Origin of the sequence: Nocardia sp. NBC_01329 (genome assembly GCF_035956715.1) — a bacterium.
GTDB lineage: Bacteria > Actinomycetota > Actinomycetes > Mycobacteriales > Mycobacteriaceae > Nocardia.
In genome coordinates, this window is the sequence record NZ_CP108381.1 from 1517617 (window position 1) to 1537573 (window position 19957).

The 19957-nt window shown below is 68.7% G+C and carries 19 protein-coding genes; 7 read left to right on the forward strand and 12 right to left on the reverse strand.

The features are described from left to right. Positions 1-77: 77 nt before the first annotated feature. Positions 78-701, forward strand: a complete 624-nt coding sequence (locus OG405_RS07060) for a hypothetical protein (protein WP_327150812.1) — start codon at positions 78-80, stop codon at positions 699-701. Continuing rightward, a complete protein-coding gene (locus tag OG405_RS07065) occupies positions 698-1471 on the forward strand; it encodes a cobalt-precorrin-6A reductase (RefSeq protein WP_442790732.1) in 774 nt (257 codons plus the stop codon). The genes OG405_RS07060 and OG405_RS07065 overlap by 4 nt, the downstream gene beginning before the upstream one ends. A 40-nt stretch (positions 1472-1511) precedes the next feature. Here the strand turns inward: OG405_RS07065 and OG405_RS07070 are convergent, their stop codons facing one another. The 9 genes from OG405_RS07070 to OG405_RS07110 form a co-directional block, all read right to left on the reverse strand. Beyond that, complete coding sequence (locus OG405_RS07070) at positions 1512-2042, reverse strand: PadR family transcriptional regulator (RefSeq protein WP_442790670.1); 531 nt, start codon at positions 2040-2042, stop codon at positions 1512-1514. Positions 2043-2096: 54 nt separating this feature from the next. Beyond that, positions 2097-3671: a precorrin-3B C(17)-methyltransferase gene (cobJ, locus tag OG405_RS07075; RefSeq protein WP_327150814.1), complete on the reverse strand. Its 1575-nt coding sequence runs from the start codon at positions 3669-3671 to the stop codon at positions 2097-2099. Then, the gene (locus tag OG405_RS07080; protein WP_327150815.1) at positions 3668-4303 is read right to left on the reverse strand and encodes a precorrin-8X methylmutase; all 636 of its coding nucleotides are present in this window, start codon (positions 4301-4303) and stop codon (positions 3668-3670) included. The genes cobJ and OG405_RS07080 overlap by 4 nt, the downstream gene beginning before the upstream one ends. A gap of 199 nt (positions 4304-4502) precedes the next feature. Next, positions 4503-5468 carry an SDR family NAD(P)-dependent oxidoreductase gene (locus OG405_RS07085; protein ID WP_327150816.1) on the reverse strand — a complete coding sequence of 322 codons (966 nt, stop codon included), beginning with the start codon at positions 5466-5468 and terminating at the stop codon, positions 4503-4505. Between the two features lie 3 nt (positions 5469-5471). After that, positions 5472-6749 (reverse strand): class I SAM-dependent methyltransferase, encoded by a 1278-nt coding sequence (locus OG405_RS07090; RefSeq protein WP_442790671.1) that lies wholly within the window; start codon positions 6747-6749, stop codon positions 5472-5474. Continuing rightward, on the reverse strand, positions 6746-7468 hold the full coding sequence (locus OG405_RS07095) for a DUF1365 domain-containing protein (protein ID WP_327150817.1): 723 nt from the start codon (positions 7466-7468) through the stop codon (positions 6746-6748). The genes OG405_RS07090 and OG405_RS07095 overlap by 4 nt, the downstream gene beginning before the upstream one ends. Beyond that, the gene (locus tag OG405_RS07100; protein WP_327150818.1) at positions 7465-8790 is read right to left on the reverse strand and encodes an NAD(P)/FAD-dependent oxidoreductase; all 1326 of its coding nucleotides are present in this window, start codon (positions 8788-8790) and stop codon (positions 7465-7467) included. Before OG405_RS07100 ends, OG405_RS07095 begins: the two co-directional genes overlap by 4 nt. A 174-nt stretch (positions 8791-8964) precedes the next feature. Continuing rightward, positions 8965-9807 carry a MerR family transcriptional regulator gene (locus tag OG405_RS07105; RefSeq protein WP_327150819.1) on the reverse strand — a complete coding sequence of 281 codons (843 nt, stop codon included), beginning with the start codon at positions 9805-9807 and terminating at the stop codon, positions 8965-8967. Between the two features lie 81 nt (positions 9808-9888). Continuing rightward, positions 9889-10254, reverse strand: coding sequence for a hypothetical protein (locus OG405_RS07110; RefSeq protein WP_327150820.1), 366 nt, complete (start codon positions 10252-10254; stop codon positions 9889-9891). A gap of 140 nt (positions 10255-10394) precedes the next feature. Here OG405_RS07110 and OG405_RS07115 point away from each other — a divergent pair, with 140 nt between their 5' ends. Further along, positions 10395-10961 carry a lipocalin family protein gene (locus OG405_RS07115; RefSeq protein WP_442790733.1) on the forward strand — a complete coding sequence of 189 codons (567 nt, stop codon included), beginning with the start codon at positions 10395-10397 and terminating at the stop codon, positions 10959-10961. Between the two features lie 102 nt (positions 10962-11063). Next, on the forward strand, positions 11064-11489 hold the full coding sequence (locus tag OG405_RS07120) for a nitroreductase family deazaflavin-dependent oxidoreductase (protein ID WP_327150822.1): 426 nt from the start codon (positions 11064-11066) through the stop codon (positions 11487-11489). A gap of 10 nt (positions 11490-11499) precedes the next feature. On the opposite strand, the gene OG405_RS07125 is transcribed toward OG405_RS07120, so the two are convergent. Next, positions 11500-12567, reverse strand: a complete 1068-nt coding sequence (locus OG405_RS07125; protein ID WP_327150823.1) for an NAD(P)H-dependent amine dehydrogenase family protein — start codon at positions 12565-12567, stop codon at positions 11500-11502. A 64-nt stretch (positions 12568-12631) separates the two neighbouring features. Then, on the reverse strand, positions 12632-13759 hold the full coding sequence (locus OG405_RS07130) for an NDMA-dependent alcohol dehydrogenase (protein WP_327150824.1): 1128 nt from the start codon (positions 13757-13759) through the stop codon (positions 12632-12634). 352 nt (positions 13760-14111) lie between these two features. Between OG405_RS07130 and OG405_RS07135 the strand changes: the two genes are divergently transcribed. Both OG405_RS07135 and OG405_RS07140 read left to right on the forward strand, forming a co-directional pair. Then, positions 14112-14477: an oxygenase MpaB family protein gene (locus OG405_RS07135; RefSeq protein ID WP_327150826.1), complete on the forward strand. Its 366-nt coding sequence runs from the start codon at positions 14112-14114 to the stop codon at positions 14475-14477. A 59-nt stretch (positions 14478-14536) separates the two neighbouring features. Beyond that, positions 14537-14845 (forward strand): hypothetical protein, encoded by a 309-nt coding sequence (locus OG405_RS07140; protein ID WP_327150827.1) that lies wholly within the window; start codon positions 14537-14539, stop codon positions 14843-14845. Positions 14846-14888: 43 nt separating this feature from the next. Here the strand turns inward: OG405_RS07140 and cobG are convergent, their stop codons facing one another. Beyond that, positions 14889-16073: a precorrin-3B synthase gene (cobG, locus tag OG405_RS07145; RefSeq protein ID WP_327150828.1), complete on the reverse strand. Its 1185-nt coding sequence runs from the start codon at positions 16071-16073 to the stop codon at positions 14889-14891. Between the two features lie 238 nt (positions 16074-16311). On the opposite strand from cobG, the gene cobN reads away from it, so the two are divergent. Next, positions 16312-19944 carry a cobaltochelatase subunit CobN gene (gene cobN / locus OG405_RS07150; RefSeq protein WP_327150829.1) on the forward strand — a complete coding sequence of 1211 codons (3633 nt, stop codon included), beginning with the start codon at positions 16312-16314 and terminating at the stop codon, positions 19942-19944. The last annotated feature ends 13 nt before the right edge of the window (positions 19945-19957 follow it).

Genomic DNA, 19957 nt, shown 5'->3' on the forward strand with positions numbered 1-19957 from the left:
AATCGGGCATCGGGAGTAAGGTCACGGGAGTTCCTAGCGTGGGTCAGGCGGATTCGCGCGTGACGGGGAGATCGATAGTGAAATACAAGAAGTTCGCCGCAACCGCAATCATGGCGGCCGCGGCCACCGGTATCGCCGCGGGTACGGGCTACGCGGCTCCCGCTCCGGCGGCGCCCGCTGTCGAGCAGCAGGAGAACGCGGTTCCGGAGGTCACCGGTCACGATCGCGGTGTCGACTACAACCTGGCGCTGGCTCAGACCGGGAAATCCCTGGTCACTACGGTATCCGGCGGTGCGTTCAGCCTGGATGCCACCAACAACGCGGTCGTCCTCAGCAACGTTGCCGGTGAGCGCCTCACCAGTATCCCGCTCACCCAGGTGACCAACGGCCAGGTGGTCGCGGTCGCCGCGTCCATCGACGAGGGCAACAGCCGGTTGACCTTGACCCCGCAGGCCACCCCGGTCGCGGGCGCACCGTCCCAGGCGCAGTTCATCGGCTCCCAGCAGTGGTTCATGAGTGAACTGCAGGCGGCCTCGCTGGGCGCTGCCGTGGGTGCCGCCATCGGCGCGGGTATCGGGTTCCTGTTCCTGGGTGTCGGCCTCATCCCGGGTGCCATCATCGGTGCGGGTATCGGCCTCGCCGTCGCCGGCGGCCCACCGCTGCTGGATTCGGCCATCGCCTACTTCAGCGGCCAGCCCTGAGAATTCTGCTGCTGGGCGGGACCGGGGAGGCCCGGGAACTCGCCCGACTGCTCACCGGCGAGCGAGAACACGAGATCGTGTCCTCGCTCGCCGGTCGCGTATCCGACCCGGTCCGGCCTGTCGGCGAGGTGCGGATCGGCGGGTTCGGCGGGGTCGAGGGCTTACGGAAATGGCTGGAGGACAATCGGACAGAGCTCGTCGTCGACGCCACCCACCCGTTCGCGGCCACGATGACCGCGCATGCCGCCCAGGCCACCGCGCAACTTGGTGTCCCCATGATCCGGTTGAACCGGCCGGGCTGGACCGCCGAGCCCGGTGACCGCTGGTACCGGGTCCCCGACCTCGCCGCCGCCGCGAGCACGTCCACCGAACTGGGGGACCGGATCCTGCTGACCATCGGCCGGCAGGGGATCGCGGCCTTCGCCGGCTACCCCCGGCCCTGGTATCTGATCCGTACCATCGACCCGCCCGAAGGCCCGCTTCCGCCGCGGCACGAGATCCTTTCGGCGCGTGGACCGTTCACCGTCGACGAGGAGTCCGGCCTGCTGGCTCGGCACCGTATCGGTGTGGTGGTCACCAAAGACAGCGGCGGTACGGCCACAACCGCGAAACTCACTGCGGCGCGTACCGCAGGGATCCCGGTGGTAGTTGTGGACCGGCCGCCCCTCCCGTCCGGGGTCACCGTGGCGGGCACGGTCGAGGAAGTGCGAGAAGCGTTGTCCGCGTGCACCACCGAGAATCCGGCAGGCGGCAGCGCCGAAGATCGATGATCGGTGGCGCCACCGGTTTCCGGGTTGTGCACGGCAGGGTTCACGAGCCGAGTATCTCGGGTAGTCGATCGAACCAGTCCAGGACCGCGCGTTCGTATCCGATACCGAATTCGAGTGTCGCCCGGGAATGCGAGGGCAGATCCGGGACTGTTGCCTCGGCGCGATAGCGGTCCAGCCGTTCCTGATGGATCTTGCGGGCACTATCGATGATCGAGGTCAGATGCGCGCCCTCCAGATGACCACCGAAATGCAGGGTCAGCAACAGCGGGAAGCGGATGGTCTCAGGATTCGGATCGCGGGCGATCCATTCGGCGAACTCGGCGCGCCCCGCGTCGGTGATCCGGTACGGAGTGCGTTCCCGCGCACCGGTTTCGCCCTTGACCACCAGACCCGCCGTGTCCATGGCGGCGAGTTCCCGGTAGACCTGACTCTGCGTGATGGTCCAGAAATCACCGATGGTGTCCTGGGCCGTTGTCACCAGATCCCAGCCCGACATCGGTCCCTCGTGTAGAAACCCCAGAAGTGAGGCGGCCGTGGAGTTCAGCGGCCGCTTCTGTTTGCCGTTCACCACGTTGTCCTTCCACCGACTCTATTCCATAGTGGAATGCTATCGGATGAGGCGGACTCAGGTGAGATAGCGGCGCGCGGTGTAGACCCTGGTCTCGCCGTCGGTGTCGACCACCGCGGTGGTGGAGGCCCCGACGATCAGCAGGGTCCGCATATCGACCTCGGCCGGTTCCAGTTCGCCCAAGGTCATCACCCGCACCGATTCCTGCGGCCCGCCCACATCACGACCGAGCACGACCGGGGTTTCCGGCGCGCGGTGTTCGAGCAGGATGTCCTTCATCGCACCGACCTGCCAGGTGCGCTTGCTCGAGGCGGGGTTGTACACCGCGATCGCCATATCCGCGGCGGCGACGGCCGCGAGCCGCGCGGCCACCACATCCCACGGCTTGAGCCGATCGGAGAGGGAGATGGTGGCGTAGTCGTGGCCGAGCGGGGCGCCGACCCGGCTGGCCACCGCGTTCGCCGCCGTCATCCCGGGCAGTACCCGTACCGGCACTCCCGCCCATTGCGGGTCCGCGGATTCCTCCAGGACCGCCGCCGCCATGGCGAACACCCCCGGATCCCCGGAGGAGACCACCGCGACCCGGCCGCCGCGTCGGGCCAGGTCCAGCGCCATGGCGGCACGTTCGGACTCGACCCGGTTGTCGCTGCTGTGCCGCCGCTGACCCGGGCGGACCGGGACACGGTCGATATAGGTCGCGTAGCCGACCAGGTCGGTGGCGGCGGCGAGCGCGGCGGTCACCTCCGGAGTTGTCCAGCGGGTATCGCCCGGGCCCAGACCGACGACCACCACCTCACCCACCCCGGACGCGTCGCTGCCCGAGATGGCCTCGGATATCCGGGTCCGGCCGGCGCGCTCGACCGGTTCGGCACCGGTCGCGGCAGGTCCGGCCGGGATCGGTGTGGTCGGTTCGGGACCCGGGACGATGGTGATCGCGAAGTACGGGACCTGGGAGTCGTCCACGTCTCCGGCGGCGAGAACCCGCTCGCGTCCGGTGCTGGCCCGCTCCACGTAGTAGGCGCGATCGAGGCGGCCGGAATCGGCGAGGGCCTTCCGGACGGCCGGGTAGGTTCGGCCGAGTTTCATGATCGCGGCCGCCTCGCTGTCGGCGAGCCTGCGGGTGAGTTCGTCGGCGGGCAGCGTCGCGGGCAGCACCGTCAATACCTGCTCGCCCTCCACCAGCGGAGTTCCCAGCGCAGCCGAGGCCGCGCTCACCGAGGTGATACCAGGGATGATCTCGGTCTCGAACCGGTCGGCCAGCCGCCGGTGCATATGCATATAGGAGCTGTAGAACAGCGGGTCACCGGCAGCCAGCAGCGCCACCGACCGGCCCGCCGCCAGATGGGCGGCCAGCCGTTCGGCGGCCGCGGTGTAGAACTCGTCGATCGCGCCCTGATAACCGCCGGGATGGTCGGTGGTCTCGGTGGTGACCGGATAGATCAGATGTTCCTCGAGCTGGCCCGGCCGCAAATACGGCTCGGCGATACCGTGCGAGATACTGCGACCGTGCCGCGCGCTGTGGAAGGCGATCACATCGGCGTCGGTGATCACCCGCGCCGCCTTCACCGTCACGAGCTCCGGATCGCCGGGCCCGAGCCCGACCCCCCACAGTTTTCCCGCACGCACTGTCATTCCGCTTCGCTCGCAATCGCATTCAATGCCGATGCGGTGATCGCGCTCCCGCCACGCCGCCCGCGCACCGTCAGGTATTCGACTCCGCGGCTCGCGGCGAGCGCCTCTTTCGATTCGGCCGCGCCGACGAAGCCCACCGGTATCCCGAGCACCGCGGCGGGTTTCGGTGCTCCGGCGGCGATCATGTCCAGCAGATGGAACAGGGCCGTCGGCGCGTTGCCGATGGCCACCACCGCACCGTCGAGCCGCTCCCGCCACAGTTCCAGCGCCGCCGCCGACCGCGTTGTACCGAGTTCGGCCGCCAATTCCGGTACGCGGGGGTCCCGCAGCAGGCAGAGCACCTCGTTGTCCGCGGGCAGCCGGGCCCGGGTGACCCCGGAGGCGACCATGTTCGCATCGCACAGGATCGGCGCGCCCGCGCGCAGTGCCGCCCGGGCCGCCGCGACCACGCCCGGGGTGAACAGCACATCGCCGGCCAGGTCGACCTGGCCGCAGCCGTGGATCATCCGCACGACCACCTGCGCGATATCGGCCGGAAAGCGAGCCAGTTCGGCCTCGTCTCGGATGATCGAGAACGACCGGCGGTAGATCTCGGCCGCGTCGGTGACGTAGCTGGTGCGCGTGTCGGGCATGCGGACACCATATGCCGGGCATCACGCGCCGGACCGGTGCGGGTGGGCGGTGGCACCAGCGGGTCGGGCCGGGCACGCAGCCGAGAGCAGCCGACACGAGAACTCGCAGCGAATGCATCGGGGCGCCGGTCCGGCCGCGGATCACCACCCGAGCGGATCAGGTCTGCGTAACCCCGTCGGCGTTGCCCCGCGGCCGCGGTCAGTGCGGGTGTAGTGCCACCTCCGCCTCGGCGAGGCAGTACTCCCACAGCGACAGCAGTTCGCTTTCCGGATAGCGGGTATTTCGAAGATAGTGTTCGTCGCGGATCCGCCGGTCGTGCCAGAAGTGTCCGGAGAGCGGCGCCGGATCGGTGGTGGCCAGCCATACCGCGGTATCGGCGCCCTCGTCGGCGGTGCGCATCGCCGGCCGTAGCGCGGAACTGAAGCGGGGGAGGGCCGCGGTGATCCCGGGGGTGTCGACCCAGCCCGGGTGCATACTGTGCACGCTGACCCCGTGATCGGCCAGGCGTCCGTCCAGGAGCGGCCCGAACGCCACCTGGATGCGTTTGGTGCGGGCATAGGCGGTGGCGCCGCGGTAGTCGCCGCCGCGGTACTGCGGATCGTCGACGGGCAGCGGCTGGGCGTACATACCGCCCGACGCGACGAAGATGATCCGAGCGTCGCCGGAGGCCGCCAGCAGCGGGGTGAGCCGGTCGGTGAACCGCAACGGTCCGAGGACGTGGGTGGCCAAGGTCAGTTCGTTCCCGGCGGAGTTCTCGGCCCGGTCGGTGGGTAGCACACCCGCGTTGTGGACGAGCACGTCCAGCGCCTCGTGCCGCTCGGCGAGGGTGCGAACGCAGGTGTCGACGCTGGCGGGTTCGGAGATATCGCAGACAGCCAGCTCCACCTCGGCGCCGGGGACGGCGTCGAGGATCTCGCGCCGGGCTCGCTCGCCGCGGCCCGGATCACGAACCGCGAGCACGGTGCGGGCGCCCAGTCCCGCGAACCGGGTGGCGATCGATTTGCCGATTCCCGAGTTCGCGCCGGTGACCAGCGCCGTTTTCCCGTCCAGCGCGTCGGTGGGTGGATCGTCGCGAGTCCAGCAGACCTTGCGCAGGTGGTAGCCGAGGCGGGTGTAGCCGGGCACTATCGCCCGGTCGAGAAGAGTATCGACTGTTCGGATCATTGATCACACCTCATCTCGTCTGGCCAGCACGAACTGCTCGACACCCAGGTAGCCGCTACGGAACCCCGCCGCGGCGTAGGCCAGATAGAACCGCCACATCCGCTGGAACACGGGGTCGAAGCCGAGCGCGCTCACCTGGTCGGTATACCCATCGAAGCGCTCCTGCCACAGGTAAAGGGTGTGCGCGTAGTGCTCGCCCATCGAGAACCGCTCCGCGACTCGCAGGCCGGTGCCGCGGGCGACGGTATCGGCGATCAAACGGGTGGACGGCAGGAAACCGCCGGGGAAGATGTACTTCTGGATCCAGGTGTAGGTGTTGCGGGTGGCGCGCATGCGATGGTCCGGCATGGTGATCGCCTGTAGTGCCGCCCGGCCACCGGGGGCCAGCAGCTTCTCGATGGTCCGAAAGTAGATATCGAGATATTCGCATCCGACAGCTTCGATCATCTCGACGGAAACCACGGCGTCGTACTCACCGTCCACCAGGCGGTAATCGAGTAGGTCCACCTCGACGAGGTCGGCCGCGCCGGCCGCTTCGATGCGGGTCAGCGCCAGGTCGCGCTGTTCGGTCGAGAGGGTCACCGAGCGCACCCGAGCACCGCGTTGGGCGGCACGGATAGCCAGCGCGCCCCAGCCGGTGCCGATCTCGAGTAGCCGGGTACCGGGACCCACCCGCGCCGCGTCCAGAATGCGATCGATCTTCCGGTACTGGGCGTCGGTGAGGTCCCGCCATCGCGGAGCGGGCTCGGTGGAGAGGAACAGCGCACTCGAATAAGTCATCGTCTCGTCGAGGAACAAGCCGAAGAACTCGTTGGACAGGTCGTAGTGATGTGCGACGTTATCGCGGCTGTTGGCCCGGGTATTGCGTTCGGAACGGGGGTGTTTCGCGACGTAGAGTCCGCGCAGGGTCTGCAGGACCGGCGGGACCAGGTTCTCGATGTTCCCGGCGAGCACAGTGAGGACGGCCGCCGGATCCGGTGCCGACCAGTCACCGGCCATGTACGACTCGCCGAAACCGATCAGCCCGGCCGTGCCGAGCCGGACCGCGAAATCGTCCGGCCGATGCAGGACGAGCACGGGGGCCGCCGCATCGCCGGGATCCTTACCGAGGACGGTGCCGTCCGGATACTCGACGCGCAGCGGCAACCGGGACACCGCCCGCCGGAAGAGCCGCCGCGCTACAGCGGCGGTGACCGCTGCCCAGGTGCTTGCGGGGAGCCGCTCGATTTCGGGCCAGTGGAGAGTGAGCGGTGGGGTCGTGGTCGGCAGTTCGGTGGTCACCGGGACGGCTCCTCGATCGGCGAGACAGTACGGGGAACGACAGGTAGACCGCGTAACCAGAGCCGAAGACCCTGGACGCGGATACGGGCCGCGACGGCGAGCGGCGCCAGCGGCATGGTCAGGGCCGCGGCCAGGATCGCGCGGGTGGTCGCGGGCCGGCATTCGCCGGTCATCGACGCGGTGAGCACCGGATGGTCACGGTGCAGCGTGATGGACAGGCGCAGCCGGTCGTCGGGCTCGGGCAGCGCCATCCGGTACCGGCCGGACACATCGTTGAACGGTGATACATAGAACTGTTTGCCGATTTCGGCGCGGTCGTGTTCGTCGGTCCGCAGCAGGTACCGGTGCCGGCCGCGGTAGGTGTTGTGTACCTCCGCCACCACACATACCGGTGTGCCGGTACGGTCGCGGCACCAGTAGAGGGTGAGCGGATTGAACACGAACCCGAGTACCCGAGCGCTGGTCAGCATGAGGATCCGGCCGCCCGGCAGCTCGATTCCGTGCGCGTCCAGGAAGGTGTCGATGTTCTCGCGCAGGCTGCGATCCGGATCGCCGAGGTGATCGTCGGCGCGGAAACGGGCCAGCGGGCGCAGCGGGCGGGGGAGTCGCGGCAGATCGTCGAGATCGACGAGCCAGCTGTAGCTGCGATACCGGAACCGGTGCCGCACCGGCGTATGGCGCACGTGGTCGATGGTCGTGTAGGCGAGCCGGGCGGTCATGACGTCGATACGGGCCGTAGGGCGCGGTCGGGCCAGCGGGCGCCGAGCCGTTCGGCGGCTCGCAGCCCCGACAGCGCGCCGTCTTCGTGGAACCCCCAGCCGTGATACGCACCCGCGAAAGCGATACGGTCGCAGCCGATCTCACCCAGGCGCCGCTGAGCGGCTACGGAATCAGGGGTGTACTGCGGATGTTCGTAGACCATCCGGTTCAGCACCGCGGCCGGGTCGATCCGGTCCTCGTCGCCGAGAGTGACCAGGAATCGGGGTTCGGCGGATTCGCCGAGCCGGTGCAAGCGGGTGAGGTCGTAGCTCACCAGGACCCGGTCCGGTGTCGCGTCGCAGCCGGGCAGGCGGTAGTTCCAGGAAGCGCGGGCCCGCGTGGCCGCGGGCAGTACCGAGTCGTCGGTGTGCAGGACGGTCCGGTTCACCGAATAGGGCAGCGCGGACAGGACCGCGCCTTCGGCCGGGCTGGGTTCGGCGAGCATCCGCAGCGCCTGGCCGGGATGGGTGGCGATCACCGCCGCATCGAAGACGCCGACCTCGTCGCCGTCGTCGCGGATGGCGACTCCGTCGGCGAGTCGGGTCACCGCACGCACCGGAGTGGCGGTGCGGACCGTGTCGAGTCGTTCGGCGACGGCTCGGACATAGGTGGCCGATCCGCCGGTCACGGTGCGCCAGGTGGGTGAGCCGAAGACGGTCAGCATGCCGTGGTGTTCGAGGAAGGTGAACAGGTAGCGGGCGGGGTACCGCAGGGCGGTCACCGGATCGCAGGACCAGACCGCCGAGACCAGTGGTGTCAGGAAGTGGCTGATGAAATAGTCAGAGAACCGGCCCCGCCGGCCGAATTCACCGAGTGTCAGCTCTCGCGTGGGGTCGGCGTCGAGTTCGGCTCGCGCCAGCCGGTGGAATCGAGGCACTTCGGCCAGCAGCCGGAGATACCGGCCGCTGGTGAGGGTGCCCGGTCGGGGGAACAGGCCGCCGAGACCTCGGGCGCCCGCGTATTCCAGGCCGCAGCCGTCACACCGGACCGACATGCTCATATCGGTCTCCTGGGTCCGGACCCCCAGGTCGGCGAACAAGCGGAGCAGGGTCGGGTAGGTGCGGTCGTTGTGCACGATGAACCCGGTATCCACCCCGACTTCGCGGCCCGTGCTCATCCGAACCGAATGTGTGTCGGCATGGCCGCCGAGCCGGGGATCGGCTTCGTAGAGGGTCACGCGCGCCGAGCCGGAGAGGACCCAGGCGGCGGTGAGACCGGCCACGCCGCTGCCTACCACCGCGACCCGTCGTACGGACCGGTCCGTTCTGCCCTGCTCGACCATCACACTCCTCCGCTCGGCGGCCGCGGGCCGCTTCTCTGCATCGAGTATGCATCGTTTCATGGATGATGGCGACCTCGGGGGCAAATACACGACCGAACGGGTACCGTGCCGCGAGGTGGTTCGCCCTGGCCGGGGCGACGGATGGGTGTGGTGGGAAGCGTGCGGGCGGGAGGCTCAGCCGAGTCGCCGGACCGCTTCGGGAAGACTCGTCAGGCGTTCGACCGCCGCCGGAAGGATGACCGCGTCCCAGCCCGCGCCGCCGACGAACACCCGGGCCCCCGCCGCGGTGCCCGCCCGCACGCTGGAGGTGAGCGCCGTCGACTCGTGCTGCGACCACAGCACCAGGTCGGCGGGGCGGTCCAGCCGGGCCAGCGTGTCGGTCAGGGCGGCGGTGGGCACATCCGCCCCGAGCATCTGCGCGCCGATCTCGCGTTCGGCGAGCGCGGCATGCAGCACCTCCAGCGGAAGGGCGTGCGTTTCGCCGCCGGTGCAGGCGAGCACGATAGGCCTGGGACGCAACCGGTCCGGCGGGTTGTTGCGGTGCAATGCCGAGGTGATGCACCACGACAGCAGATGCTCGACATCGATGCAGCCCTCGCCGCCGAGCTGGCGGGCGACGATATCGGCGAATGCGGGGCGGCACAGCCGTTCCCAGGTGTCCACCACGCCGTCCGCTCGCAGGTTCGCGGTCAATTGTGCCGTCACCGAGCGGTAGTCGAGGGCGAACGCGGCGGTCAGCAGCGAGGCCGGGTCGCCGGGTGCTGGTGCCGGGGATCGCACCGCAGCGGCGGCGCCGGCCGCGGTGGCGCCCCCACGGATGAGTTCGAGCATCCGGTTCAGCTGGGCGATATCGGCTTCGGTGTACAGGCGGTGGGTCCCCGGCCGGTGCGCGGTGGGGCCGATTTCGTAGCGACGGTTCCAACTGCGCAGGGTCGCGGTGGGGATACCGAGCCGACCGGCGACCGCGCGGACGGTGTAGCCGGCCGCGTCGGTGGCGGAGGCGGAACCGTCGGGCATCGTCTTATTCTGCCTGTTCCGATTCGCGGTCCCGGGCCGACCCGGGACGTCGGCGTAGGAACGGCGTCCGGTCGGCCGCGCTCACCGCGTCCTCGTCGCGGTCAGGCCTGCCGCGCCGCACAGCAGGCCCCAGCCCGCGGCCACCGCCACGGCCTTGGTGCGTTGCGGCCGCCCGCGCAGCGCCACGGCGAGGACGCCGGCGTCGGAGAAATCGGCGAGGACCCGGCAGCCCGTGGCGACCCGCAGGGCGGCCGGGGTGGGTGCGAGGGCTATGCCGAGACCCGAGGCGAGATCCCGGCAGGCGGTGGTGCGCGCCAAGGCGCGGCGGCCGGGGTCGTCGTCGTGCCAACCGCAGGGCCCTAACAGCACGGCGGGGCGGATGGCCACGATAAGTCCGTAACACGCCGTAGCCGCTCCCATGAACCGGGCGAATCCAATGGCTACCATCGTTCCTCCTGTGCCGACTGGGTACGCATCGATTATGCATCCATATTGGTTAGTGTGGTCACACATCGCCGAACACTTAGGAGTTTTCCGTGACAGCACATCGCGCAGTTCGCCGCACCGCCGGCCTCGTGGCCGCCCTCATGACCTTCGGCGCCCTCGCCTCGGGCGCCGGGGCGATCGCCCAACCGGCACTGCCCCCCGGCCCGGCGCCCGTGCCGGCACTGGACCTGAACAGGTACCTCGGTGTCTGGAACCAGCTCGCCGCCGTGCCTCAGCCGTTCAACCTCGAGTGTGCGCGCGATACCCGCGCGGAGTACACACTCGATCCGCAGGGCAATATCGCCGTCCACAACTCCTGCACCACCTGGTCGGGCGGTACGAACGAGATCCGCGGAACCGCGAAGGTGAACGATCCGGTGACCGGAGCCCAGCTGCACGTCAGTTTCCCCGGGGTGCCGAGCCAGGACATGCTCGACGGCCCGACGAACTACATCGTCACCGCCCTCGCGCCCGATTACTCGTGGGCGCTGGTCACCGACCCGACCCGGCTGTCCGGGTTCGTGCTCTCCCGCTCGGCCGCACTGGACGCATCGACCTGGGATCAGGTGAAGTCCGCCATCACCGCGGCGGGCCAGTCGCCGTGTATGTACCTGACCTCGCCGACCACCGGCGGTCTCACCGATATCGCGCCGCTGTGCCTGCGGTAGCGGCCCGCCTACTTTCCGAATCGAGACAGGCGGTCGCCGCGATGACCCGCCGCGTGACCAGTAGTACGGGCGCCGCCGGTGTCCCGCTGGATAATGCCGGGTATGGCAGACGACTGGAACGACCGGATCATCACGGAATTCCGGGCCAACGAGGGCCGGGTCGGCGGGCCGTTCGAGGGTGCACCGATGGCACTGGTGCACCACCGTGGTCGGCGTACCGGCCGTGAATCGGTGACGCCGATGATGTACATGGCCGATGAACAGGCCCCGGAGGACCTGGTCTACGTATTCGCCAGCAAAGCCGGCGCCCCCACTCACCCGGACTGGTTTCACAACCTCACGACCGCCGGACAGGCCACGGTGGAGCGGGGCACGGAGACCTACCCGGTCACCGTGACGGAACTGACGGGTGCGGAGCGCGACCGGATCTACGGCGAACAGGCGCGCCGTTATCCGGGATTCGCCGAATACGAGCAGAAGGCGGCCGGGTTCCGCACCATCCCCGTGCTGGCGCTGCGCCGCGCCTGAGATCCGGCGCCTAGCGCGGACCCTTCGTGAACCTCGGATGGGCGCGGCCGGCCACCATCGGCAGTTCGACCGAGGTCCGGATACCGGGTTCGGCCGCGCAGACGTACGGGATGGAATTGACGCAGTGCGCCGCCGTCGCGGCGATACCCGGATTCTTGGCCTCCGGCGGATCGCCAGGCTCGGGTTGCCAGCCGCGAATGGTCACGAAAGTGCCCGGATCGCCGTCGATCTCGATCTCGAAGCGTTCACCTTCCACGCCGAGAGTCCAGGGTGGATCCAGGTGCTGCTGGCCCATCAGCCAGTTGACCCCGATCCGGACGACGGTCTCACCGTCGGCCACCGCCTCCCAGTGGAAGCGTTGACCGGCCACCTGCCCGGGTTCGATGGTGCCGATGGGTGATTCGATCGGCGCGGTCGCGACCGCGATCTCGTGTGCGGTGCGGATCTGCGGGAATCCGGTGAAGCCCAGAGTGTCCAGGATCATCCGGACCGATTGGCGGAACCCGCCGTCGAGCAACTGGGTCATCGGCCCCTCGGCGGCCTCGGCCGGTGTGGCACCGAACCGCATGATGTGGCGGACCACATCGGGCGCACCGTAGGTCCGGATATCGGAGAACTCTTCGCCGCGGACGAAGGTGACAGCCGCGGACATCGCCGACAGCAGCAGCGGGAACACTTCGGTGACCCCACCGGGGTCGATTCCGGTGCCGTGCAGGGTGGCCCCGCCGTCCAGGCAGGCCTGCTGGAGCGGCGCGGCCTGCTCGTCGGTGGGGTAGAACCAGCCGACCGGCGTCACCACGTTCTTCCCGGACCGCAGCAAGGCCGCTACTTCTCGGGGGTGCGGCAGCAGCGGCGCGTAGATCACCGCGTCGGCGGGGAGTGCGAGGATCTCGTCGAGGCTGTCGGTGGCCGTCACCCCGAGGGCCGGCCGGCCGATGAGTTCGCCTACGTCGCGTCCGCGTTTGTCGGGGGAATGGACCCAGCAGCCCACCAATTCGAGCTCGGGGTGATCGATGATGCATTCCAGTGCGGCCCGGCCGACCGATCCGGTGGCCCACTGGACGACCCGATACCTCATACTTCCTCCTGGTCGTGTCCCGGCCTCGGTCGTGGTGCGGTTCCCGGCCCGGTGGTCGGCCGGATCAGCGGTCCGCGTCGGTGTAGCGGATGATGCCGCGGATATTGCGCCCGGCGAGCATGTCCTGATAGCCGTCGTTGATGTCCTCGAGCCGGTACTGCCGAGTGACCATATCGTCGAGATTCAACTTGCCGACCTGGTACATCGACAGCAGGTGGGGGATGTCGTAGTGCGGGTTGCCGCCACCGAAGATGGTGCCCTGCAGGTTCTTCTGCAACAGCGAGAGCATGGCCAGGTTCAGGGTGGTCTTGTTGTCGGTCAGATTGCCCATGGCGGTGAGCACGCAGGTACCGGCTTTGGCCGTGATACCCATCCAGCTGTCTACGTCCGCACCGTGGACCTCGCCGACGGTCACGATCACCTTCTTGGCCATACCGCCCCAGGTGATCTCCGCGCATCCGGCCGTCGCTTCCTCGATGGTCGCGTAGGCGTGGGTGGCGCCGAATTTCAGGGCCTGTTCACGTTTCCACGGCACTGGGTCGACCGCGAAGATGTAGCGGGCGCCCGCGTGGACGGCGCCCTGCAACGCGGAGATGCCGACCCCGCCCAGGCCGATGACGGCGACATCCTCGCCCGGCCGGATATCGGCGGTGCGGACGGCCGATCCGTATCCGGTGGTGACACCGCAGCCGACGAGGCAGGCGACCTCGAACGGGATCGACGGGTCGATCTTCACCACCGAGCTCTCGTGCACCACCAGGTAGGGAGCGAAGGTGCCCAGCAGGGCCATCGGATAGACATCCTGGCCGCGGGCCCGGATCCGGAACGATCCGTCGGTCACCGAGGTGCCGGCGAGCAGGAGCGCGCCGAGGTCGCAGAGGTTGCGCAGTCCCGCCTGACAGGATTTGCATTTCCCGCACGATGGGATGAACGACAGGACGACGTGGTCGCCGACCGCGAGATCCTCCACGCCTTCGCCGATCTCGGTCACGATGCCGGCGCCTTCGTGTCCGCCGAGTACCGGGAACCCCATCATGGGGATCCCGCCGGTCACCAGGTGGTGGTCGGAATGGCACATCCCGGCCGCTTCCAGCTGGACCTTCACCTCGTGTTTGCGGGGATCGCCGATCTCGATCTCCTCGATATGCCACGGCTGGTCGAATTCCCAGATGAGAGCGCCTTTGGTCTTCATCGGTGAACCTGCTTTCTCCTACCGGCGCCGGCTCCCTGCGGTCTCGACCCCGGGTGTATGCACAAGTGTATGGACATCAGTCCAGACGACGATACGACACGGCGGCGGCGGGCGTACTGGAAACCCTCGGCAAGCGGTCGCCGCCCCACGCGTCGGGACGCTGAGATGATCACCTTCTATTCATCTCAGAATTTCGCACTGTTCGACGAGGAGGTCGGATCGTGGTTGCTCCGGAAATTGCCGCCCCACCACGTCTGTCGGGGCGCCGATCGGGCCCGGGTCGCTGACCTGGGAATATGCCGGAGATCTGCGGAACGTGCTGTTCCTCGGCCGTATCGGCATCCTGTAGAACATGCATCCGGCGGTGGGTGCCGCCCTGGGGGACCTTTCGAACTTCTTCCAGGGCCCGTGGGACCGCCTCATCCGGTCGCTCCCGCAGATCCAGGGCATGATCTACGACGCCGACAATGCGGCGATGGTGCGCACGGTCTGGCCGTTGCTGCCCAACCGGCTGCGGTATGCCCCTCGGGCCTATGCGGGGTATCCGGCGCGTCCAGGCCGGCTGACCTATGGTGTTCGACACAGGCCGGGAAAGGGCCGGACAGCGTACCGCACATCACAACGTGTCGATTTGCCTTGCGGGCCTGCTGATCCCGGCTCTAGGCCGCTGACCGGCGAAGACGTGACCTGGAGCACCCTCGCGGTAATGCGAAGTTAATTCCCCATTATTGGGAAGTTTCTGAATGTTCGGCTTTCGGACACCGATACCATTTTCGCATGCTCACAGTTCAGGCCCCCCAACGCAGTTCGTCATTCGTCACCGGTGATTCGAATCGGCTGAACCGATGCACGGCAGCCGCGGCGCGACCCGAACACCACGCCGCCGGATCGGTCCCGCCGTTGCCGGAGGAGATGTCGTTACGCGAGGAAGCCGAGCAATTGCGCAAGCCGTCGGCTTCACTGGCAGTCGCGGGCGTCATGGGGTTGTTGATCATCGTGCTCCTGCTGGCCAGCCATGGCAAACAGGATGACGGAGACCGTCGTTCGAGACCCATCGAGAAGACCTCGACATCTCAGCAGCAGTAGAGCGAGTCCGCCGGGCGGCCCCGGCACTCCGCGGTACAGCTGCTCAGGTGCGCGGCGGTCCGACTCGGTAACCCTCGGGACCAGCGGTGACCTCGGTGACCGTCGCAGCGGGCCGGCCGCAGCGGCGCTCGCAACCGGACCAGTGCTGTCGTCCGGCCGTCGTGATTGCCACGGCGGGGATCGGAGCATCCGTGGCCGTGGCATCGGGGAGATCCGTCCGGCCGGATTCGACAGCGGCCGCCGCGTCGGCACGGACATCGGTATGCGATCTGGCGCAGCCGGGCTGCCCCGCACACGCGGTGATCCGCAGCCACGGGGAGGCGGCGTCGAAGATGAGGCCCATCGGCGCCAGTACGCGGACAACCTGCTCGGCCGGCCCCTCTTCGAGGTCGGCGATGATCAGACTGCGCCACGGGGTGAGCAGGATCGGGCGTTCGACCGCGGCGAGGAATTCAGCGGTCCGGGCGGGCAGCGAACCCAGGCGTATGCCCGCGCCGAGCGAGACGAGATCGTCGTGTTGCGGGATCCAGCCGATCGGCGGTTCGGCGGGGCCGGTGAATTCCAGCCGGTCGGGTCCGGGTTCGAGCCCCAGCAGTGCGGCCAGTCGCGCGAGGCCGTCCTCGATCTCGTGCAGCCGCCACTGCCCGTCGGCGAGTTCGACGAATCCGTGCGCGGCCGCCAGCAGCACCTCGGCCGCATCGGCGGTGGTCACGCGGATTCCGCTGTCCCGGCCGGCGAGCAGGAGTGCGGATCGTTCGCCGCCGAGCGCGTGCAGACCGATATCCGGGCGTAGCGGGCTCACATCGCCCCGGCCGTCGTCGAGGGTGAACAGCACTCGGCCCGGAAGCGTGGCGAGCGCCGGCGAACCGAGCAGACCCGAGTCCAGCGCGGACACCAGCGGCCGGATATCGGGGTGGTCACCGGCCCGTCCGGACAAGGGGGAGGCGATGATATTGCGGACCCGCTCGTGAGTGCGGCTCGGCAACAACCCCGCGGCGGCCAGGCGTTCGGCGAGTGCACCCGCATCCCGGACTCGGCGGATCTGCACATTGCCGCGGGAAGTCAGTTCGATCGCGCCGTCCCCGAGATCGTGGGCCGCCCCGGCGAGGGCCTGTAGCTGTTCGGGAGCGAGCGTTCCTCCGGGGACCCGGACCCGGGCCAGCGGGCCGTCGGCGGCCGCGTGCAAGCGCAGGACACCGGGGCAGGAATCGGGATCGGTACGTGCCATGACCTCATCAGAGTAAGCACGTGCCGCGATGGTCGATCGCCGGGACCTGGATGGTCCAGGTTTCGGTCCCGGCCGGTGTGGTGACGACCGGCTCGGGCGGTCGCGGTAGCATCCGGGGGCTCGACGGGTGACGAGGAAACCGGTGGAACTCCGGTGCGGTCGCGCCACTGATACAGCCAGACCCTCTCCGGCGAGCACACAACCCCCCACGGGCGCGTCACCCAGGAAGGTCATCGCTGTGATTCTGCTGCTGTCCACCTCCGATACCGATCTGCTGAGCGCGCGCGCCAGCGGCGCCGGCTACCGGTGGGGTAATCCGGCCCGGTTGCTGGTGGACGATCTGCCCGGTCTGCTCGCGGATGCCGATCTGGTGATCGTGCGAATTCTCGGCGGTAAGCGGGCCTGGGAGGACGGTCTGGCCGCGGTGCGCGCGAGCGGTGTGCCGGTGGTGGCGGTCGGTGGTGAGATGGCTCCCGACGCCGAACTCATGGAATGTTCGACCGTTCCGGTGGGTGTGGCCTCCGACGCACACAACTATCTGGCGGCCGGTGGCCCGCAGAATCTGCGGCAGCTGCACAATTTCCTGTCCGATACGGTCCTGCTCACTGGGCACGGATTCGAACCGCCGGTGCAGTTGCCCAGCTGGGGCCGGCTGGAACGCGCTGTCCGGTATCCGGAATCGGTGGCCGGGAAGCCGACCGTCGGCGTCGTCTACTACCGGGCTCAGCATCTGGCCGGGAACACCGGCTATATCGATGCCCTCTGCGGGGCGATCGAGGACGCCGGCGCGGTACCGATCCCCGTCTATTGCGCGTCGCTGCGCACCGCTGAACCCGATCTGCTGGCCACGCTCCGGCAGGCCGACGCACTGGTGGTCACCGTACTGGCCGCCGGCGGCAGTAAACCGGCACTCGCCTCGGCGGGCGGTGACGACGAGGCCTGGGATATCGGTGCCCTCGCCGAACTGGATGTACCGATCCTGCAGGGTCTGTGCCTGACCAGTGGTCGCGCCCAGTGGGAGGCCAACGACGACGGATTGTCTCCGCTGGATGTGGCGACCCAGGTCGCGGTGCCCGAATTCGACGGCCGTCTCATCACGGTGCCGTTCTCTTTCAAGGAGTTCGACTCCGACGGGCTGTCCACCTATGTTCCCGATCCCGAGCGCGCCGCCCGGGTCGCCGGGATCGCGGTGCGCCACGCTCGTTTGCGGCATATCCCCGCGGAACGTAAACGGCTGGCGCTGATGCTGTCGGCCTATCCGACGAAGCACGCCCGGATCGGCAATGCCGTCGGACTCGATACTCCGGCCAGCGCTATCGCGTTGCTCACCGAAATGCGCACCGCCGGATATGATCTCGGCGCCGTCGGCGAGGTTCCGGGCCTGGAGGAACGCGACGGCGACGCCCTGATGCACGCCCTCATCGCGGCCGGTGGTCAGGATCCCGATTGGCTCACCGCCGAACAGCTCGAGGGCAATCCCGTGCGGATCGGTGCCGAGGTCTACACCGCCTGGTTCGCCACCCTCCCCGAGGAACTGCGCACCGCGGTGGTGGCGGCGTGGGGTCCGCCGCCGGGTGAGCTGTACCTCGACCGGTCCACCGACCCACGCGGTGAAATCGTTATCGCCGCACTGCGTTTCGGAAACGTGGTGCTGATGGTGCAGCCGCCGCGCGGTTTCGGGGAGAACCCGGTCGCGATCTACCACGACCCCGATCTCCCGCCCAGCCACCACTATCTGGCCGCCTACCGCTGGCTCTCCACCGATCCCGCGGCCGGCGGTTTCGGCGCCGACGCGATGGTGCATCTGGGTAAGCACGGCAACCTGGAATGGCTGCCCGGGAAGACGCTGGGTATGTCCGCGGCATGCGGTACGGATGCCGCCCTGGGGGATCTGCCGTTGATCTACCCGTTCCTCGTGAACGATCCGGGGGAGGGTACGCAGGCCAAACGCCGCGCGCACGCCACCCTGGTGGATCACCTGATTCCGCCGATGGCGCGCGCCGAGAGCTACGGCGATATCTCCCGGCTCGAACAGTTGCTCGACGAGCATGCCAATATCTCCGCGCTGGACCCGGCCAAACTGCCCGCGATCAGGCAGCAGATCTGGACCCTCATGCGCGCCGCGAAAATGGACCACGATCTGGGCCTGGCCGAACGTCCGGACGAGGAAACCTTCGACGACATGCTGCTGCACGTCGACGGCTGGCTGTGCGAGATCAAGGATGTCCAGATCCGCGACGGCCTGCATATCCTCGGCCGCGCCCCGGCCGGTGACAGTGAGGTGGACCTGGTCCTGGCCATGCTGCGGGCGCGGCAGCTGTGGGGCGGGGAGATGTCGGTGCCGGGTCTGCGGGAAGCGCTGGGGCTCAGCGAAGCCGGTGGCGAGGCCCGGGGGCGGGTCGATACCGTCGAGGCGCGGGCGCGGGAACTGGTCGTCGCGTTGCAGGCCGCCGAGTGGGCGCCCGACGCGGTGGACGGGCTCGTCGACGCGCACGCGGCCGAATTGTTCGACACCGCCGGTGCGGACCGCGCTGCCGTCGCCTCGGTGCTGCGCTTCGCCGCGACCGAGGTGGTGCCGCGCTTGCGCGGGACCGGGATCGAGATCCACCGGGTGCTGCACGCGCTGAACGGTGGTTTCATCCCCGCCGGTCCGAGTGGTTCGCCGTTGCGCGGGCTGATCAATGTGCTGCCCACCGGCCGCAATTTCTACTCCGTCGACCCGAAGGCCGTCCCGTCGCGACTGGCCTGGGAAACCGGCCAGGCCATGGCGGAATCACTGCTCGACCGCTACCTCGCCGATCACGGCGAATACCCGCGTTCGGTGGGCCTCTCGGTCTGGGGTACCTCGGCGATGCGGACCTCCGGTGACGATATCGCCGAGGTGCTGGCGCTGCTGGGGGTGCGCCCGGTCTGGGACGAGGCCAGCCGCCGGGTCACCACTCTCGAGGTGATCGACCTCGCGGAGCTGGGCCGCCCGCGCGTGGATGTGACGGTGCGGATCAGCGGTTTCTTCCGCGACGCGTTCCCGCATGTCCTGGCGATGCTCGATGACGCGGTGCGGCTCGTCGCCGAACTGGACGAACCCGCGGAGTCGAACTACGTGCGCGCCCACACCCGCGCCGATCTCGCCGAGCACGGTGACGAACGCCGGGCCACCACCCGTATTTTCGGGTCGAAACCGGGTACCTACGGCGCGGGCCTGCTCCAGCTGATCGATTCCAAGAGCTGGCGCACCGACGACGATCTCGCGCAGGTCTACACCACCTGGGGTGGCTACGCCTACGGGCGCGATCTCGACGGCGCACCGGCGGCCGACGATATGCGCACCGCGTACCGCCGGATAGCGGTCGCCGCGAAGAACACCGATACTCGCGAGCACGATATCGCCGATTCCGACGATTACTTCCAGTACCACGGCGGCATGGTCGCCACGGTGCGCGCCCTGACCGGGAAGAACCCGGAGGCCTATATCGGTGACAGCACCCGCCCGGACGCGGTGCGTACTCGCACCCTGTCGGAGGAGACCGCCCGGGTGTTCCGGGCTCGGGTGGTCAATCCGCGCTGGCTCGAGGCCATGCGCCGGCACGGTTACAAGGGCGCCTTCGAGATGGCGGCCACCGTCGACTACCTGTTCGGCTACGACGCGACCACCGATGTGATCGCCGACTGGATGTACGAGAAGCTCGCCGAGAGCTATGTCTTCGACGAGACCAACCGTAAGTTCATGGAGCAGTCCAATCCGTGGGCGTTGCACGGTATCGCCGAACGGCTGCTGGAAGCGGCCGAACGTCAACTGTGGGCGAGCCCGGAACCGGAGACCCTGGACAGGCTGCGCCAGGTGTATCTCGAGACCGAGGGCGAACTGGAATAGGCGCCGGTACGCG

Excerpts from the sequence above, each read along its gene's own strand:
- cobJ (WP_327150814.1), bottom strand. The coding sequence starts at position 3,671 with ATGACAGTGCGTGCGGGAAAACTGTGGGGGGTCGGGCTCGGGCCCGGC.
- OG405_RS07080 (WP_327150815.1), bottom strand. The coding sequence starts at position 4,303 with ATGCCCGACACGCGCACCAGCTACGTCACCGACGCGGCCGAGATCTAC.
- OG405_RS07085 (WP_327150816.1), bottom strand. The coding sequence starts at position 5,468 with ATGATCCGAACAGTCGATACTCTTCTCGACCGGGCGATAGTGCCCGGC.
- OG405_RS07095 (WP_327150817.1), bottom strand. The coding sequence starts at position 7,468 with ATGACCGCCCGGCTCGCCTACACGACCATCGACCACGTGCGCCATACG.
- OG405_RS07100 (WP_327150818.1), bottom strand. The coding sequence starts at position 8,790 with ATGGTCGAGCAGGGCAGAACGGACCGGTCCGTACGACGGGTCGCGGTG.
- OG405_RS07105 (WP_327150819.1), bottom strand. The coding sequence starts at position 9,807 with ATGCCCGACGGTTCCGCCTCCGCCACCGACGCGGCCGGCTACACCGTC.
- OG405_RS07110 (WP_327150820.1), bottom strand. The coding sequence starts at position 10,254 with ATGGTAGCCATTGGATTCGCCCGGTTCATGGGAGCGGCTACGGCGTGT.
- OG405_RS07115 (WP_442790733.1), top strand. The coding sequence starts at position 10,395 with ATGACCTTCGGCGCCCTCGCCTCGGGCGCCGGGGCGATCGCCCAACCG.
- OG405_RS07120 (WP_327150822.1), top strand. The coding sequence starts at position 11,064 with ATGGCAGACGACTGGAACGACCGGATCATCACGGAATTCCGGGCCAAC.
- OG405_RS07125 (WP_327150823.1), bottom strand. The coding sequence starts at position 12,567 with ATGAGGTATCGGGTCGTCCAGTGGGCCACCGGATCGGTCGGCCGGGCC.
- OG405_RS07130 (WP_327150824.1), bottom strand. The coding sequence starts at position 13,759 with ATGAAGACCAAAGGCGCTCTCATCTGGGAATTCGACCAGCCGTGGCAT.
- OG405_RS07135 (WP_327150826.1), top strand. The coding sequence starts at position 14,112 with ATGCATCCGGCGGTGGGTGCCGCCCTGGGGGACCTTTCGAACTTCTTC.
- OG405_RS07140 (WP_327150827.1), top strand. The coding sequence starts at position 14,537 with ATGCTCACAGTTCAGGCCCCCCAACGCAGTTCGTCATTCGTCACCGGT.
- cobG (WP_327150828.1), bottom strand. The coding sequence starts at position 16,073 with ATGGCACGTACCGATCCCGATTCCTGCCCCGGTGTCCTGCGCTTGCAC.